The sequence below is a fragment of the Salinicoccus sp. CNSTN-B1 genome (assembly GCF_054792835.1).
The window spans coordinates 63,602-78,669 of sequence record NZ_JBTWMN010000004.1; the positions used below are offsets into that span (position 1 = coordinate 63,602).

The 15,068-nt window shown below is 44.5% G+C and carries 13 protein-coding genes and 3 pseudogenes; 2 read left to right on the top strand and 14 right to left on the bottom strand.

The features are described from left to right. Nucleotides 1-29 precede the first annotated feature (29 nt). A pseudogene (locus ACYF68_RS00515) lies at nt 30-1,294 on the bottom strand (peptidoglycan bridge formation glycyltransferase FemA/FemB family protein). Nucleotides 1,295-1,354: 60 nt separating this feature from the next. Here ACYF68_RS00515 and ACYF68_RS00520 point away from each other — a divergent pair. Next, a complete protein-coding gene (locus ACYF68_RS00520) occupies nt 1,355-1,600 on the top strand; it encodes a hypothetical protein (protein ID WP_344701616.1) in 246 nt (81 codons plus the stop codon). 37 nt (nt 1,601-1,637) lie between these two features. Here the strand turns inward: ACYF68_RS00520 and ACYF68_RS00525 are convergent, their stop codons facing one another. From ACYF68_RS00525 to ACYF68_RS00585, 13 genes and pseudogenes are all read right to left on the bottom strand, one after another. Further along, nucleotides 1,638-2,270 (bottom strand): VOC family protein, encoded by a 633-nt coding sequence (locus tag ACYF68_RS00525; RefSeq protein ID WP_461045028.1) that lies wholly within the window; start codon nt 2,268-2,270, stop codon nt 1,638-1,640. A gap of 98 nt (nt 2,271-2,368) precedes the next feature. Next, entirely contained in the window at nt 2,369-3,538 is a 1,170-nt protein-coding gene (locus ACYF68_RS00530; RefSeq protein WP_461045030.1) for an ABC transporter ATP-binding protein, read from the bottom strand. 12 nt (nt 3,539-3,550) lie between these two features. After that, entirely contained in the window at nt 3,551-4,519 is a 969-nt protein-coding gene (locus ACYF68_RS00535; protein ID WP_461045031.1) for a sugar phosphate isomerase/epimerase family protein, read from the bottom strand. A gap of 11 nt (nt 4,520-4,530) precedes the next feature. Further along, entirely contained in the window at nt 4,531-5,562 is a 1,032-nt protein-coding gene (locus ACYF68_RS00540) for a Gfo/Idh/MocA family protein (protein ID WP_461045032.1), read from the bottom strand. Between the two features lie 9 nt (nt 5,563-5,571). Then, a pseudogene (locus tag ACYF68_RS00545) lies at nt 5,572-6,601 on the bottom strand (Gfo/Idh/MocA family protein). Continuing rightward, nucleotides 6,588-7,310 carry a ThuA domain-containing protein gene (locus ACYF68_RS00550; protein WP_461045033.1) on the bottom strand — a complete coding sequence of 241 codons (723 nt, stop codon included), beginning with the start codon at nt 7,308-7,310 and terminating at the stop codon, nt 6,588-6,590. The pseudogene ACYF68_RS00545 and the gene ACYF68_RS00550 overlap by 14 nt, the downstream one beginning before the upstream one ends. Further along, nucleotides 7,307-8,329, bottom strand: coding sequence for a LacI family DNA-binding transcriptional regulator (locus ACYF68_RS00555; RefSeq protein ID WP_461045034.1), 1,023 nt, complete (start codon nt 8,327-8,329; stop codon nt 7,307-7,309). Before ACYF68_RS00555 ends, ACYF68_RS00550 begins: the two co-directional genes overlap by 4 nt. Before the next feature lie 13 nt (nt 8,330-8,342). After that, nucleotides 8,343-9,183: pseudogene (locus ACYF68_RS00560) on the bottom strand (sugar ABC transporter permease). Then, nucleotides 9,183-10,445, bottom strand: a complete 1,263-nt coding sequence (locus ACYF68_RS00565) for a sugar ABC transporter permease (RefSeq protein WP_461045035.1) — start codon at nt 10,443-10,445, stop codon at nt 9,183-9,185. The pseudogene ACYF68_RS00560 and the gene ACYF68_RS00565 overlap by 1 nt, the downstream one beginning before the upstream one ends. A gap of 25 nt (nt 10,446-10,470) precedes the next feature. Continuing rightward, nucleotides 10,471-11,574 carry an extracellular solute-binding protein gene (locus ACYF68_RS00570; protein WP_461045036.1) on the bottom strand — a complete coding sequence of 368 codons (1,104 nt, stop codon included), beginning with the start codon at nt 11,572-11,574 and terminating at the stop codon, nt 10,471-10,473. A gap of 26 nt (nt 11,575-11,600) precedes the next feature. Beyond that, the gene (locus ACYF68_RS00575) at nt 11,601-11,759 is read right to left on the bottom strand and encodes a hypothetical protein (RefSeq protein ID WP_461045037.1); all 159 of its coding nucleotides are present in this window, start codon (nt 11,757-11,759) and stop codon (nt 11,601-11,603) included. A gap of 190 nt (nt 11,760-11,949) precedes the next feature. Further along, complete coding sequence (locus ACYF68_RS00580; protein ID WP_461045038.1) at nt 11,950-12,981, bottom strand: GTPase domain-containing protein; 1,032 nt, start codon at nt 12,979-12,981, stop codon at nt 11,950-11,952. A 12-nt stretch (nt 12,982-12,993) separates the two neighbouring features. Continuing rightward, complete coding sequence (locus tag ACYF68_RS00585) at nt 12,994-13,836, bottom strand: DUF368 domain-containing protein (RefSeq protein WP_461045040.1); 843 nt, start codon at nt 13,834-13,836, stop codon at nt 12,994-12,996. A 292-nt stretch (nt 13,837-14,128) separates the two neighbouring features. Between ACYF68_RS00585 and ACYF68_RS00590 the strand changes: the two genes are divergently transcribed. Continuing rightward, nucleotides 14,129-15,043: an AAA family ATPase gene (locus ACYF68_RS00590; RefSeq protein ID WP_461045041.1), complete on the top strand. Its 915-nt coding sequence runs from the start codon at nt 14,129-14,131 to the stop codon at nt 15,041-15,043. Nucleotides 15,044-15,068 lie beyond the last annotated feature (25 nt).

Genomic DNA, 15,068 nt, shown 5'->3' on the forward strand with positions numbered 1-15,068 from the left:
AATATAAAAGCTGCCCTTTCAAGGGCAGCTTATTTTCTTTCTTTGAATGCTTTAATCTGCTGGTTCAGTTTAACCTTTCCTTTTTGAAACAGTGGAACGCCCACTTCAGCCAATGTATAGAGCGGTCTATTGATCACATAGTCGAATTCACCGACTTTCTCACTTACCTCCGTACCCCATACTTTCTTGAACTGCCATAAGCCAAAATGCCCTGAGTCTTGAGGCGGATCGACACTGACGCCACCAAAATCATAGGTCAGGGCTCCTGCATCACGCGCGTACTTCATCATTTCGTACTGCATATGATGATTTGGCAGATATTCCCTGTACAAGTCAGATGAGGCCCCGTAGAGATAGTACGCTTTATGTCCCGACTGTGCTAAAAGCGCGCCGGATAAAATGATGCCTTCTGGATGATCATGGGCCATTTCTTCGATTTCCTGTTTCTGCTTCTCCAGTTTCTCCGCTCTGTTGGCAAGGTCTTTAAGTTGATTCTCCTTTTTGTTGCTGTCTTTCCTCTTTTGGGCTTTCTCCAGTTCTTTGGCCACCTTGCTGATATCAGAGTCAAGCGACGCGGATACGTCTTTTGGCACAAGTTTAACAAGGAACAATTCCATGTGGCCATTCTCATGCAGGTTATCATATAAGGACTCGAAATAAGTGATATCCCGGGTCAAAAAGCCATCTCTTTTCCGGTGACTTTCATCAGTTCCACAAAGATCGGCAGATCCTCTCTCGTAGCTTTATATACCTTCGTCCCTTTTCTTATCGCGTTACGCACTTTCGTCCGGTTATTCCTTTCGAAACTTCCAAGCAGATCTTCATCCGACTTATCGATCCGTGTCACCATCGTCTGCCTCGGCTGGATATTATCCTTACTCATGCCGTCCTTTAGCCCACGATGCCTGAATCCGATCTGCTTGAGGAACTCTATGGTCTCTTCATGCGCCCCAAGTGGTATATCGGGATCGATTTTCAGTACATACGCTTTCTCCTCTTTGGCGATTTTCAATGCTTCTTCAAGCATGAATTCCACGAGTTTCTCATCATTATAATCACAGACGAATCCTCTTGAGGCATAGCACAACGTCTGCTTCAGTTTCGGCAGTCTTTTGAACATCAGTACCGCAGCACCTACGGTCTGATCGCCATCGCTGACCGCAAACCTTCTGGAGTACCATCCTGTCAGCCGCTTTGACTGTGCCCAGTCAGTCAATTGAAGTAAATCGCCATTCGGGTGGTGTTCTATAAATTGATTGTGTTCTTCTTCGGTCAGATTGATTAGTTTAAGCATAATAATCTCCATTCGATTAAAATCTGATATAATAATTGCAAGAAAGGTGGTCCTTTATAAATGAGACAAGTCATTTTAATCCTACTTATCGTTCTCAATGCAATCAGCATGTTCCAATTGAATCAATATGGACATGGTGACCTCATCGCGCTAATGAGCATGAGGATAATACTTGGCGTTGTCACTGTTATGCTGAGCATTGCCTATATCCTTGTACGCGGTTCTAAGTCCCTCGTCATCCTGAGTGTGGTTACGGCGCTTTTAGCCTTGGGCCATCTGCTCATGATTCTTTATATAAATCTATAGTCCGCTCCCCTGTAGTGGGCTGAGGTGCCTTCCATTCCTACTTGTAGAGTAATGGAAAATACTCGGTCTCCTTGAGGGAGACTGTAGTCCGAGAATCCAACTGACCCTCCCACACTCCAACCACATCATAGAACGCTTCCCATCTCTTCAAATCCACTACATTATTATGGATGACGATTTCCGGGGAGATGATTTCTTTTCCCATCGCCTCTATACGTGATAGCCGCATATCGTCACTTTCTTCCCATTCTATAAAGAACGGAAATGTTTCAACATCATCCTTTATATAAAGCAATTTCCAACGGATGGTTTCACCCGCGGTCTCCCGTTCCATATCAACTGGCCCTGATACGCTGAATCCTTTGGCACGGTATCGTTCTGCAAGCTGTTCAATTTTATCGGTGTTTATCGCATACCTGATAAACCCTTCTTCATAGCCTTTGTCTGCAATGGTCCTGGCAAAGGACTCTGCTCCGTCCTCAAGATGGGTGTTGAACTGTTTTTCATCACTTATCGTCAAATATTCTATATACCTCAAATCAAAGTAAGACAGTGCATTTTCAGTGCCGAAGGCAGGGTGCTCACCACCTGAATGGATGGGCAGTACTCCTTCAGATTTTACAGCGTCCAAATCATTTACATAGTGTATGATATGATCAAATTTAATCATCTTCTTCACCTCACTTCAACTATATCATAATACCACGGCATCAGATTGAATGAGCAAAAAAACAGTCCACTGAATATAGGTGGACTGTTTTTATAACTCTATGCTTCTATTACATTCGAAGTCTGGTTTTTGGATGCCAAAGCCTTTTTTTCCTTCGCCCGATCGTCTTTTGTGACGATGCGCTGCTTAGTTTCCCAATCAAAGAAATGACCTTTGTTCATATCAAAAGCAAATTTGACGACATCACCCGGTGCCAGATCGTTCCGCGCATCTACACGAGAAATGAATTCCTGACCTTCTAGTTCTGAGTAGAGCATGATTTCAGATCCGAGCAGTTCACTCACCTTCACCTCCGCCTCGAAAGCAGTCGATAGACCGGATTCCACAAACACGGTCTCTTCCCTTACATCTTCGGGACGGATGCCGAATTTAACCGATTGATTGTCGTATCCTCCGTTAATGAGCATGCGGCGTTTCGCTTCAGGAATTTCTATTGTGGTATCTCCGATCATAAGCACGCCATCCCTCATCTCTGCGTCAAATACATTCATTGCCGGAGAGCCGATGAATTGTGCCACGAAGACGTTCTCAGGGTAATCATACACTTCTTTCGGGGAACCCACCTGCATGATATCCCCTTCATTGAGTATGACGATTCTCGAAGCCATAGTGAGCGCTTCGGTCTGATCATGTGTCACATAGACGGTCGTAGTTTTGAGTCGTTTATGTAACTTGATGATTTCAGCACGCATCTGCACCCTCAACTTTGCATCAAGGTTAGATAAAGGCTCATCCATCAGAAACACACTGGCTTCCCTGACAATAGCGCGGCCAAGCGCCACACGTTGACGTTGGCCACCCGACAGTGCTTTTGGCTTACGGTCAAGATAATCTGTCAATCCCAGAATTGCTGCCGCCTCTTCCACACGCTTTTTAATTTCCGCCTTCGGGGTCTTGCGCAATTTGAGGCCGAACGCCATATTGTCGTAGACGCTCATGTGGGGATATAGGGCATAGTTCTGGAAGACCATCGCAATATCCCTGTTCTTTGGCTCGACATCATTCATTCGTTTATCGTTGATGTATAGATCTCCTCCGGAGATCTCCTCCAACCCTGCAATCATGCGCAACGTCGTCGACTTGCCGCATCCTGAAGGGCCGACTAGAACGATAAATTCCTCATCGTGTATATCGAGGTTGAAGTCATGAACGACTGTCGGACCTTTGTCATATGTCTTTTGTATGTTGCTGAGCTTTAGTTCTGCCATATTCCCACTCCTTTAAGCCCACCACATGTCAGTCGGCTTCTCTTTTATAATGACATTCTGCAGGTTCCTGACAGCAGTACGGAACCCTTCTTCTATAGACATCAATCCATCTTCGTGTTCAATGGAGACGACGTAGTCATAGTCATACATTCTGAGGGCACTCATCATATCAGCCCATTCATCCATACTGTGGCCGAGCCCGACGCTCCTGAAAGTCCAACTTCTATCTTTGATTCTGCTATATGGGTTCATGTCCAGGTAGCCGTACATATTCAGGTTATCCTGATCGATATAGGTATCTTTCGCATGGAAATGATGAATGGCACTCTCACGACCCAGAATTTTAATGGCAGCTACTGGGTCGATCCCTTGCCACCACATATGACTCGGATCAAGATTCGCTCCGATATATTCATTCGTTGCGCGCCTCAGTTCAAGCATGGTGTGGGGAGAGTGCACCAAGAAACCACCATGGAGCTCAAGCCCGATTTTGACACCCTTTGACTTTGCCAACCCTGCGATATCCTGCCAATAGGGAATCAACCTATTTTCCCATTGCCACTCCTTTATTGCAGAGTATTCCTCCGGCCACGGCGTCACCGGCCAATTGACTGTCGTATCTGTTTCATTGCCTGCAGGTGTCCCGCTGAAAGTGTTCACGACAGGCACACCCATGAGTTCTGCGAGTTGTATGCTTTTCCTAAGATTCTCATCAGATTGCTTACGAAATGCTTCGTCCGGCGATATTGGGTTGCCATGGCAACTGAATGCACTGATGATTATATTGCGCGAAGTGAACTTCTCCATATACTCGGCCCGTAAATCTTCAGATCCAAGCAATGCGTCAACGTCGCAATGTGCGTTTCCGGGATAGCCGCCTGTCCCTATTTCAACCGCTTCAAGCCCTGATGCTTCAATGTAGTCCAACATTTCCTCAAGCCCCATGTTCTGGAACAGAGGATTGAATACTCCTAGTTTCATCCGTTAGCCTCCTAAAGTCTGATACTGCGCTGCTCTTTCGAGCTCAAGTAGATCGCCTCGATGATTTTCGATACTTCCTTCGCCTCTTCTGAAGTCACTGTCAAAGGGGTTCCGTATTTGATCGCCGAAATGAAGTCTTCAGCTTGAAGCCGGCTGAATGTTTCGTCGACTTTGATATAATCGATCCTCATAGTCGTCATAAGGTCTTCATCAGCCTGGTTGACTTGCATGTTGAATACATCAAGCCCCGCTTTTGTGCCGGAGATGCTTATGTGATTCTCGTCTTCAGGAATATTCGCTGCCCAACTTGTTTCAAAGAGCATAGTGGCACCATTGTTGAAGCGGATGAACGCACTGACGTGGTCCTCCACTTCGAAAGTATCCCGATTGAAGTGCCCCCATTCATTGACAGTGTTTGTACGACTTAAATGGTTATAGGTGGTGCTCGATACTTCCACTGGCTTGAGGTCCCCCATAAGATACATGGCCATATCAAGCAGATGGCATCCATAGTCGATCAGAGCACCCCCACCTTGCAGATCATAATTGGTGAAGACACCCCATCCTGGGACCTTCCGCCGTCTTAGACCACGCACCCGCACCACCAATGGATCCCCGATCATTCCACGTTCAATTATTTTCTTGGATGCAATGGCTTCTTTCATATAGCGGTAATGGTAAGCAATATGAAGCTTTACCCCATTGCGTTTTTCGGCTGCAATCATTGCATTGCATTCCTCAGTTGTCATAGCCATCGGTTTTTCGCACAACACATGTTTACCATTATCCATCGCGTTTATGCTAAGCTCGGCATGAAATTTATTCGGGGTGCAAATGACTATGGCATCAACGTGTGGATACATATCTTCAATGTCGGCGAAGACACCGGGGATCCCCAGTTCTTCTGCTACCTTCTCTGCCCGCTTTATATCCACATCATGAACAGCGGCAATCTCCACTTCATCAAATGTTCTGAAGGTTGGTATATGGCGCCCTGTAGCTATCCCACCTACCCCAATGAAACCCAATCTGATTTTAGTCATGTTCAGCACCTATTCCTCCATCATAATCTTTTTGGTCCGGTCCGATTCAAATGCCGCCAAAATGATTTCTACGGATTTCTTTGCATCATCAGCAGTCACTGGCACCCGCTCATCCATTACGAGTGCTTCGATGAATGCATCCATCACAAATGATTTCTTTGCTTGCCCTTCCTCATCATTCGTCTGAATGCCTCCGTAGTTTTCTCGTACAACTGTGCCGTCTCGTCCTGTGAATACAAAAGAATGTTTCTCGTCGCCAAGGAGATGCAGCACTCCCTTCTCACCATATATCGTCGTGGAATTATCCTCCGATCCATAAAAGGACCAGCTTGCCTGAAGTGTGCCGACGGCATTGGACGCTGTCCGCAGGATACATACTGCATTATCATCGACATCTGAAAAACTTTTCGCTTCCTTGGAGATCAATCCACCTACTTCAACGATCTCTTCGTCTAAAATGTAGCGGATCAGATCTGCCTTGTGCACCCCGAGATCCCCATTGCGCCCATACCCGCTTCGTTCTCCTTGAAGAACCAACTTTCCTTCCCGTCGACGCTCCACTCTTCGGGTCCCGGATGACCGAACGTCGTACGGAAGGCATAGACTTTTCCGAGTTTTCCTGAGGTCACATAATCACGTGCAACCTGATGTTCTTTTATCAACCTTTGGTTATGGCCGATCATCAATTGTTTCCCTGACTCTTTTCTGCTGCAATCATACGGTCCATCTCTTCAGTAGATAGTCCCATAGGTTTTTCGCATAGGACGTGCTTACCTGCTGCTAAGGCAGCAATGGAGATTTCGGCATGCAGATGATTAGGCACCGTGACACTTACAGCATCGACAGATTCATCTTTTAAAAGATCTTGATACTTTTCGTAGGCTTTTCCTCCATATATTTTTTGCTGTGCCTCCGCACGCGAGACTACACGATCGCAAAAGGCTGTCAGCTTTACGTTATCGTTCTCTTCATATTCAGCGATATGCCGTTTTACACCGATACTGCCGCAACCGATTATGCCAACATTAATCATGTTCATTCTCCTTTATCTCTTCTAGTGGTTCGGAGTTTCCATAATGATGTTTCCTGCCATGTCCGCTTCCTGCCCAAACGACGCCATTTTTAATGACTGTCTGAACATTTTCATCATAGTACGTCGGATGTGTTTCATGACCTGGGCGGAAGTAGAATATTTTGCCGTTTCCTCTTTTGAACGTGCATGCGCTTCTGAAGACTTCTCCGCCTTCGAACCAGCTGAGCATTATCAACTCTTCAGGAGTTGGAATATCGAAGTGCTCCCCGTACATCTCTTCTTCAGGCAGTTCGAAATACTCTCCCAGGCCTTCCACAATCGGGTGGGCTGGATCTACTACCCAAAGACGCTCCTTCTCTCCAGCTTCACGCCACTTCAAATCGCATGATGTACCCATTAAAAGCTTGAAGGGTTTTGAGAAGTGGGCAGAGTGCAGCACCACCAGCCCCATGCCGTCCCAGACGCGCTGGCGTACTTTATCAGCGACTTCGTCGGACACTTCGTCGTGGGCTTTGTGACCCCACCATATAAGGACATCAGTGTTGTCCAGCACTTCATCAGTCAATCCGTTCTCAGGTTCGTCCAGTGTAGCCGTCTTCACTTCGTGGTCTCCTAGAAAACTGGCGATCTGGTTATGGATTCCTTCCGGGTAGACACGCTCTACAACTTCCGACTCCCTTTCATGACGATATTCATTCCAAACGGTTACCTTCATCCTTTTTCTTCCTCCTTTTTCGTCGATTGGCGTTCTATGATACGTGTCGGTACAGTAATATTGCGCTTTAGTCTGTTGTCATCCTTTATCAGCATGATCACTTCGTTACTTGCCTCTTTTCCCAATTCCTTGGGATATATGTCCACGACTGTTTGGGGAGGCGCTGCAAACTTGGTTAGAGGCGATTCACTGAAAGTGGCTGTCGCCACATCCTCAGGTATCCGAATCTGCATTTGATACAGCCGGGAGATGATCCGTGCATTCAATACCCCATCGAGTGTAAGAAGTGCCTGCGGTGATGTGTGGTCAAAGAGATCAACCAGCATCCTTTCAATGGAAGACTCGTCCTTGTCGCATTGCACGACTTTGCATTTACTGCTTAGTCCGTTAGATGCCATCGCTTGCTCAAAGCCGGCTATCCTATCTTGGGAAACAGCGAAAACATCGTTGTCGACCACCATGACGATATCTTCATAACCTTCAGCGATCAACAGCTCCGTCATCTCTTTTGCAGCCTGCACATTGTCATTATCGACATGGATGGCATCACCGCTGTTCATTACATCTTTTCCGATGACTACAAATGGGAAGGCCATACTGGTCAAGTACTCTATCACTGGGTCATTTTCTTTTGAATAAAGTAATATAAAACCATCCACTCTTTTTGAACTTATAAGATTTTTAACTTCAAGAAAAAGGCTGTCATCATCCTCCGCTGCAGTCATAATAGTCGAAAAACCTTTAGTTCTGCACGCTTCTGACACTCCGAAATTAACTTCTGTAAAAAATGGATTTAATACAGCTTCATGTACTGCACTTTTTACCACAAGTCCAATAGTATATGATCTTTTGGTAACAAGATTCCTTGCTGCGACATGAGGCGTATACCCCATCTGCTCCATTATTTTGCGTATCTTCCTCTTGGTATCTGAACTAATTCCCGGATGATCTTTTACAACCCTTGAGACTGTCGAAGGAGATACCCCAGCAGCTTTTGCCACATCTTTAATTGTAACCATTAGACCACCTCATCTAACCTTTAGTTGATCCGGACATCAAGCCGGAAATTAAATACCTCTGTAGGAAAAGAAACACGATTGCTATAGGCACTGCAATTAAAATGGAGCCTGCAGCAAATCTTGTGAAAGTATTCGCAAATTGATCATTGACCATATTGTAAAGTCCTAGTGCTAAAGTGAAGTTTTCTGGACTTCTCAAAACAATACGCGGCAATATAAAATCCATGAATGGCGCCATAAAATTGAATAATGCAACTACTGCAATAATCGGTTTAGCCAATGGAATCATTATTGTAAAGAATATACGGAAATGTCCAGCACCGTCCATTTTCGCAGACTCATCCAATTCTCTTGGAATAGTATCAAAATATCCTTTTACCAAGAACGCGTTCATCGGAATCGATCCACCTACATATACAAGAACAAGTCCCCAGAGAATCCAACAATCCTATTGTATTAAGCAAGATATAGATGGCGACCATAGCCATTAATACTGGAAACATTTGTAGGATAAGAAAAGCATATAAGCCGTATTTTCGTCCAATAAACCGATACCTTGAGAATGCATAAGCAGTTAAAGTCACGAAAACCACTGAAAAGAAAGAAGAAAATGCCGCTACAATCAATGTGTTCTTATACCATGTCAGATACATACTTTGAGGGTCTGTAAACAGCCATTTATAATGAGTGAATGACCAATTTTCAGGAATCATATTAGCTCCATATAAGTTATTCCCCGGATTTAACGAAATGCCGAAAGTCCAAAGAAGAGGGTAGAATATTACTATCGTCATAATAAACAATATCGTATACATGACAATCTGTTTTAAAAGATTTTTTCTTTTTTTAGTCATTATATCTCACCCTCCTCTTGAACCGCTCTAGTACGACTGAACTGAAATGCGGCAACCGATGCTACAATAAGACCAATAATGATGGAAATTGCAGCGGCCATGTTATAATTCTGGGTCTCAAAAGTTAGTTTGTAGACCCATGAAATCAGAATGTCGGTGCCACCAGCATTTTGCTCTCTTATAGCAGGTCCACCAGCATTGAATAGATAAATGATGTTGAAGTTGTTGAAATTCCCTGCATATTGCATTATGAGAAGCGGTGCCGTGGCAAACATGATGTGCGGGAAAGTTATTCCTGTGAACTTTTGCCATCCTGACGCACCATCCATATCAGCTGCTTCATACCAATCGTCGGATATACTTTGAAGGACGCCCGTGAACAAGGCAAAGACAAATGGGAATCCTAACCATGTTTGAATCATTATCAGAGCAACTTTTGCCCAGAAGGGATCTGATAGCCACGGAATTGAAAGGCCGAACAATGGTTGCAGAATATCATTGTTGATCGCCCCGAACTGGTTATTGAATAGTGCAGAGAAAATAAGAATCGTCACAAATGCCGGCACTGCCCATGGCAAGATAAGTATAGTGCGTATCAGCCTTTTGAACTTTATCAAAGGATGATTGACGATGATTGCAAGAAGTAGGGCCAGGGCGATCTGTAGTGTTGTGGCCACGAGTGTCCATACGATCGTCCATGTAAAGACGCTGAAGAAAGTATTCCTCCAGATGTCCACTTCAATCAAAGCTTTGAAGTTTTCAAAACCAACATAGTCTAGAACGTTCCTAGGAGGTGCATTGTAGAGATTATAGTTGGTGAATGCTAGGAAGAACATATATAGCAATGGAAATACGACTAGAAAAATGAGTAGAAAAAGCCCAGGGGCAACAATTGCATAAGGGAAGCTTTTATCCCATGCATCCCTGAATCTCTGTAGCATTGTTCTAAAGTCCCCGTTATTGATTAGTTTAGCATCCTTGTAGGCATCTATTATATTTGCAATATAGAAAGTAATTGCTATTACTACTACAAGAAGAGATATAATTCCTTGTGCCAGTAAAATTCGTGAATCATCCACACGAGGTATCTCACCAAGAGTAAAGAGTCCCCAGAATCCAATATTCAAGAAATTATAGAAAACCGCAAAGAATGATATAAAAAGAATAAAGAGGCCACCTGCTTTGGCGTACCTCTTATTGTATAGTTGGCCCAGCCCAGGAAGGATAGACAAAGCTGCGGCTAATTTCGGATTTTTCTTCATAGTCTTTTCCTCCTAATCTTCGATACTACTCTTCAGAATCTTGCCCTCCTGAAGCTGAGTCTATGTCAGTTTGTATTTGGGATTTTGCTTCTTCCAATACTTCGCGAGGATCATCCCCATTCGATATGAAAATCAGCGCATCTCCCATAGGCTCCCAAACCTGTGCCATCTCCGGAATATTAGGCATTGGGTTTGCGTTCTCGGCCTGCTCATTAAACACTCTCAACAGTTCATTGGAGTTTTCAACATCTGAGCGTGGCACTGTTTCCCTGAGGCCCTCAGTGACCAGTTTGCTGCTCTCAGCATTAGTCATAAACTTCAAGAGGTCTTTTGACCAGTATTCGTTCTCCGTATATTCGGAAATCATCCATCCCTTGACTCCCATAAATGGTGTCATTGTTTCTCCATCAAGTTCAGGTAGTGTTGCTGTACCCAGTGAATCTCCAAGTGCCTCAGAATAGTCTGAGAGTTTCCATGGGCCTGTCATTGCAACAGGTGCCTTTCCATCTGTAAACAATCCATCAAGCACATCACCGGTCACATTCTCACTAAGGTATCCGGCCTGGAACCACTCTTGCATACGTGTTGCTTGCTCAACTACACCATCTGTAGCGACTTGAAGATCTTCAGAGTTGTAACTTCCATCCTCTTCTTGGCCAAAAATCTGCTCATCTCCAGAGAACAGCAGGGGATATGAGAAGTAGAAGTTGGTTGCTTCCATCAGGAATCCGTATTCATTATTACTTTCATCCGTATACTCTTCCATGATTGCTTCGAGTTCTTCAACTGTTTGAGGCGCTTCATCTATAATATCCTTATTATAATAGAGAGCAGCAGCTTCAACAGCAAATGGCACGCCCATCAATGACCCTTCGTAAGTGAATGCTTCAAGGGCATTTTCGTTAAATGCATCCAACTCGAATTCAGATTGGTCGAGTTCCATTCCAAGGCCTTGGAGATAAGCACTCCCAATCATATCGTGTGGCTGTTGATAGAGGTCTGGACCCTGTCCTGCCGGAGCATCCAATGATAATTGTTCCAATTGGTCAGTCATGCCTACTTCTGTAAATTCAACAGCAATACCTGTTTCTTCTTCATACTTCTCAAAAATTTCACCGTATACTTCCATCTGATTTTCTCCATCAAGCCAAACATTCAGCACTTCAGGCTTTTCTGTTCAGAGCCTTCTTCGCCTGAGCCGTTGGCTCCTTCACCAGCAGCTTCTTCCCCACTCTCTGCTCTGTCCGGCCCACAGGCTGCCAACATCAGAACCAATGCAAACATCATCAATAGAAACCATTTGTTGCTCTTCATTATAATCCTCCTTCAAATATGTAAATCTTTTCATAATTCAATATTAAAGCGCTTTCATGTGATAAGTCAAAACTTTTTGCAAACGATTGCATTAAAATCATACACTCACAGACAGTTTTTATGGAGGTGTGACGAAATTTCTTATGCAAACGATTGTTCGAAAAAAATACACCGGCAGGTGCCGGTGTATCTAGCGGTGGTATTTTATGACTTCGCGTGCAAAATCATTCATGTCCCCCGCGTATCCGAAAGTCCCTTTTAGAACCGGATAGATGTTTTTGATTCCCATTTCACCTAGTGAAGATACAATGAAAGTCACCACGTTTAATTTACGCATTTTGAATACCGCACTGAATAATGACGTGAGGTGAGTGATGTGGTCTGCTGGGCTCTTCTTATCAGTGTCTTCCGCTTTTGCGCGGTTGATGTAATCGACAGCTCTTGGTATTTCGTGGCCAATGACATCGGCATCAGCCTTACTGACTTGATAATGGTCTTCGGTCATCTCTTCAATCGACTTATATGACCGGTTCAGTATGATGTCTTTGAAGCTTGGCGAAAGGAGCTTCTTCGCCAGTGTATTCATCTTACGGGTCAGGAACTTCTCCAGATACCCTGCACTTTTAGCCCTCTTATCAAAAAGTGCATCCTTCTCGTCGAATACGGATGAAATCGTCAGTTCCAGTTCACGGATGCCGATATCGTCCTTAACACTGACAAATTGGTAATGAAGCGGCTGGTCGAGATGCTTCTTGAAAGTGACATGCAGTTCAGTATCCTTGTCGTTCATCAGTGTTTTTTGAAGTCGCTCGCCGCTTACATCAATCAAGGTGTCGCTTTTATTGTAGACGAAGGTGATGCGCACTCTTTTTTTCGCCAAGTACCGGATTACCGCTTCATCCGCTTCCCTTATCTTGGAGGAGAAGACATACAGTACATGTTTTATCCCTGTTTTGGAAATTAGCTTTTTGTACTGTTTTGGGGAATACTCTGTAGTACCGACGCCCGGGAAGTCCAATATCTCACCTTTTTTCCCAAAGGGGTAGGCACTTACCTCACGTGTGGCATCAGTCTGTGTCGAGACGGCCGAATCCATTCCTGTCAGGCGATTGACGAGTGCGCTTTTTCCGGCATCAACCTGGCCAATTATCGCAATACGATAGTCTAAAGTGCTTTTGATGTATTCATGATAGGACTGCAGCAAAGGATGTTCTTTCTCCATGCTATTCACCTCCTAAACGCCATCTTCATTTTTTGATCCCATGTATAGGCTGATGATGAATCCGATAAATGCTGTTATGACCGTTACAATCCATGACCCGATAGTGTCAGGCAGTCCTGGATATATTGCGAATACAGAGCCCGTCACAAGCCCCAAAATCATTGCATAAGTCAAGTAGGTATAATGTCTGAGCATATATTGTATGATTCTGCTTGCTGCAAGCAGACCCAATACTATGCCGAGGCCCACAGCGATGACGACCGGCAGTATGCTGAAGTTCAGATCCAGAAGTTCACTGATTGAAAATATGACGATCGAATAAGATCCGAGTATCAATAATACCAATGATCCTGATATCCCCGGCAACAACATGGTAGTGGACGCGAGCAGACCGCTTGCGAACATTTTCAACAACAAGGGGCCTGTGATGTCGACTTCCGTGACCGGCGCACCCTCTCCCCTGGCCATACCCGTTATGAACAGCACTGCAACCGCAGCTAGGAAGATGAGGTAATGAACCGCACGGAATTCAACTTTATAGTTTGAAATCCTCAACAGCATCGGCACCACACCCAATACTAAACCGATGAAAAACCAGTGGGTAGGTACAGTATGCGCCTTCAGCAAATAATCAATTAATGAAGACAGCGTTACAATGGCTATACCCATGCCGATCACAAGCGGAACCAGAAACAAGATTGCTTTTTTATAGTCCTTTGATACTATCCTTGAGATGGCTCCTAAAAACTGGTCATATATGCCGAGGAGCAAGGCCATGGTGCCGCTGCTGACACCGGGTATGAGCTCACATGTACCCATCAGAAAACCTTTAAATATATTTATCCATCTTATCATTTCACTATCCCTCTACCTTTTCATTTTTGACATACTGATTGTAGCATAAATATTCTACATAAATGGGATTACGGCCGGCTGATGATTTGATAAACAAATTTTATACTGATATAACTGTTTTAACACTGAAACAGTTAGGAGCTTGTGCAATGAGAGATTTAGGCATCTATTTTGGTACTTTCGCCCCTGCCACGTTGGTCACTTCGAACAGGTCATACGTGCAAAACGTGAAAACAGGCATGCATTCGTAATCGTCAGTGGATATGAAGGGGATCGGGGTCAAGAACACGAAATGACGCTCGACAATCGTGTTAAAGCAATGCGGCAACTCCTTACCCCAGATGACAATGTAACCATCCTTAAGCTTGATGAAACGGACATACCAAGATATCCCCATGGATGGCGCTCTTGGCTGGATCGGTTGTCTGATATCATCAGTCGGGAAGAGGCCACCCTTCCATTTGAAGTCGATAGCTTAACCTTTTACGCAGGTGAACAGGAATACCTCGAACCATTGAAATCATTTTTCAAAGCCGAACGCCCGAACTCAGCCATTCATATCACTATGGTAGACCGTAAAATATTAGGCATCAGCGGTACCAGCATACGCGAAGAACCTATTTTGAATTGGGATTATGTAACCCGGCCTTTCAGGAAGTTCTTTGTTCAGAATGTATTGATACTTGGCGCACCGGGTACGGGCAAAACCTCACTCGTCCAAGATCTGGCGCGCAGATACTCCACGAGCCATTCGACGGAATATGCTAAAAGTTACCTGATGGAACAGCGCCTTCAGAAAGATGAACTCGATGTTAAAGATTTTCATTCAATCGGCATCGGTCAATTCGAAAACAACAAACAGCGTATCCATTCGACAGGGACGAGAAAAGTGTTTTTTGCTGACACCGATGTAATGTACACTAAAGTGAACATGAAGATGCATGCCGATGGTGAAGAATTCAACCGTCTGAAATCGGTGTTCGACTATTATATCCATCTCCAGCACTGGTCGCTGATCTTGCTGCTGCCGCCAGAAGACTCTCATGATGCGACTAAGCATCGCATCCACTCAATGCTGTGTGATGAAATCGAAGATAATGACCTCTCTTCAATCACCCATGTTTTGGATGGGGATTCCTACCGCGATAGATACCAAAAAGCACATTCCCTCGTCGACGGGCTGCTACAGGATGGTAAAGATAATTGAAACGACATTATTTTTTAGTGATGAA

Excerpts from the sequence above, each read along its gene's own strand:
- ACYF68_RS00520 (WP_344701616.1), top strand. The coding sequence starts at position 1,355 with ATGAGACAAGTCATTTTAATCCTACTTATCGTTCTCAATGCAATCAGC.
- ACYF68_RS00525 (WP_461045028.1), bottom strand. The coding sequence starts at position 2,270 with ATGATTAAATTTGATCATATCATACACTATGTAAATGATTTGGACGCT.
- ACYF68_RS00530 (WP_461045030.1), bottom strand. The coding sequence starts at position 3,538 with ATGGCAGAACTAAAGCTCAGCAACATACAAAAGACATATGACAAAGGT.
- ACYF68_RS00535 (WP_461045031.1), bottom strand. The coding sequence starts at position 4,519 with ATGAAACTAGGAGTATTCAATCCTCTGTTCCAGAACATGGGGCTTGAG.
- ACYF68_RS00540 (WP_461045032.1), bottom strand. The coding sequence starts at position 5,562 with ATGACTAAAATCAGATTGGGTTTCATTGGGGTAGGTGGGATAGCTACA.
- ACYF68_RS00550 (WP_461045033.1), bottom strand. The coding sequence starts at position 7,310 with ATGAAGGTAACCGTTTGGAATGAATATCGTCATGAAAGGGAGTCGGAA.
- ACYF68_RS00555 (WP_461045034.1), bottom strand. The coding sequence starts at position 8,329 with ATGGTTACAATTAAAGATGTGGCAAAAGCTGCTGGGGTATCTCCTTCG.
- ACYF68_RS00565 (WP_461045035.1), bottom strand. The coding sequence starts at position 10,445 with ATGAAGAAAAATCCGAAATTAGCCGCAGCTTTGTCTATCCTTCCTGGG.
- ACYF68_RS00570 (WP_461045036.1), bottom strand. The coding sequence starts at position 11,574 with ATGGAAGTATACGGTGAAATTTTTGAGAAGTATGAAGAAGAAACAGGT.
- ACYF68_RS00575 (WP_461045037.1), bottom strand. The coding sequence starts at position 11,759 with ATGAAGAGCAACAAATGGTTTCTATTGATGATGTTTGCATTGGTTCTG.
- ACYF68_RS00580 (WP_461045038.1), bottom strand. The coding sequence starts at position 12,981 with ATGGAGAAAGAACATCCTTTGCTGCAGTCCTATCATGAATACATCAAA.
- ACYF68_RS00585 (WP_461045040.1), bottom strand. The coding sequence starts at position 13,836 with ATGATAAGATGGATAAATATATTTAAAGGTTTTCTGATGGGTACATGT.
- ACYF68_RS00590 (WP_461045041.1), top strand. The coding sequence starts at position 14,129 with ATGACGCTCGACAATCGTGTTAAAGCAATGCGGCAACTCCTTACCCCA.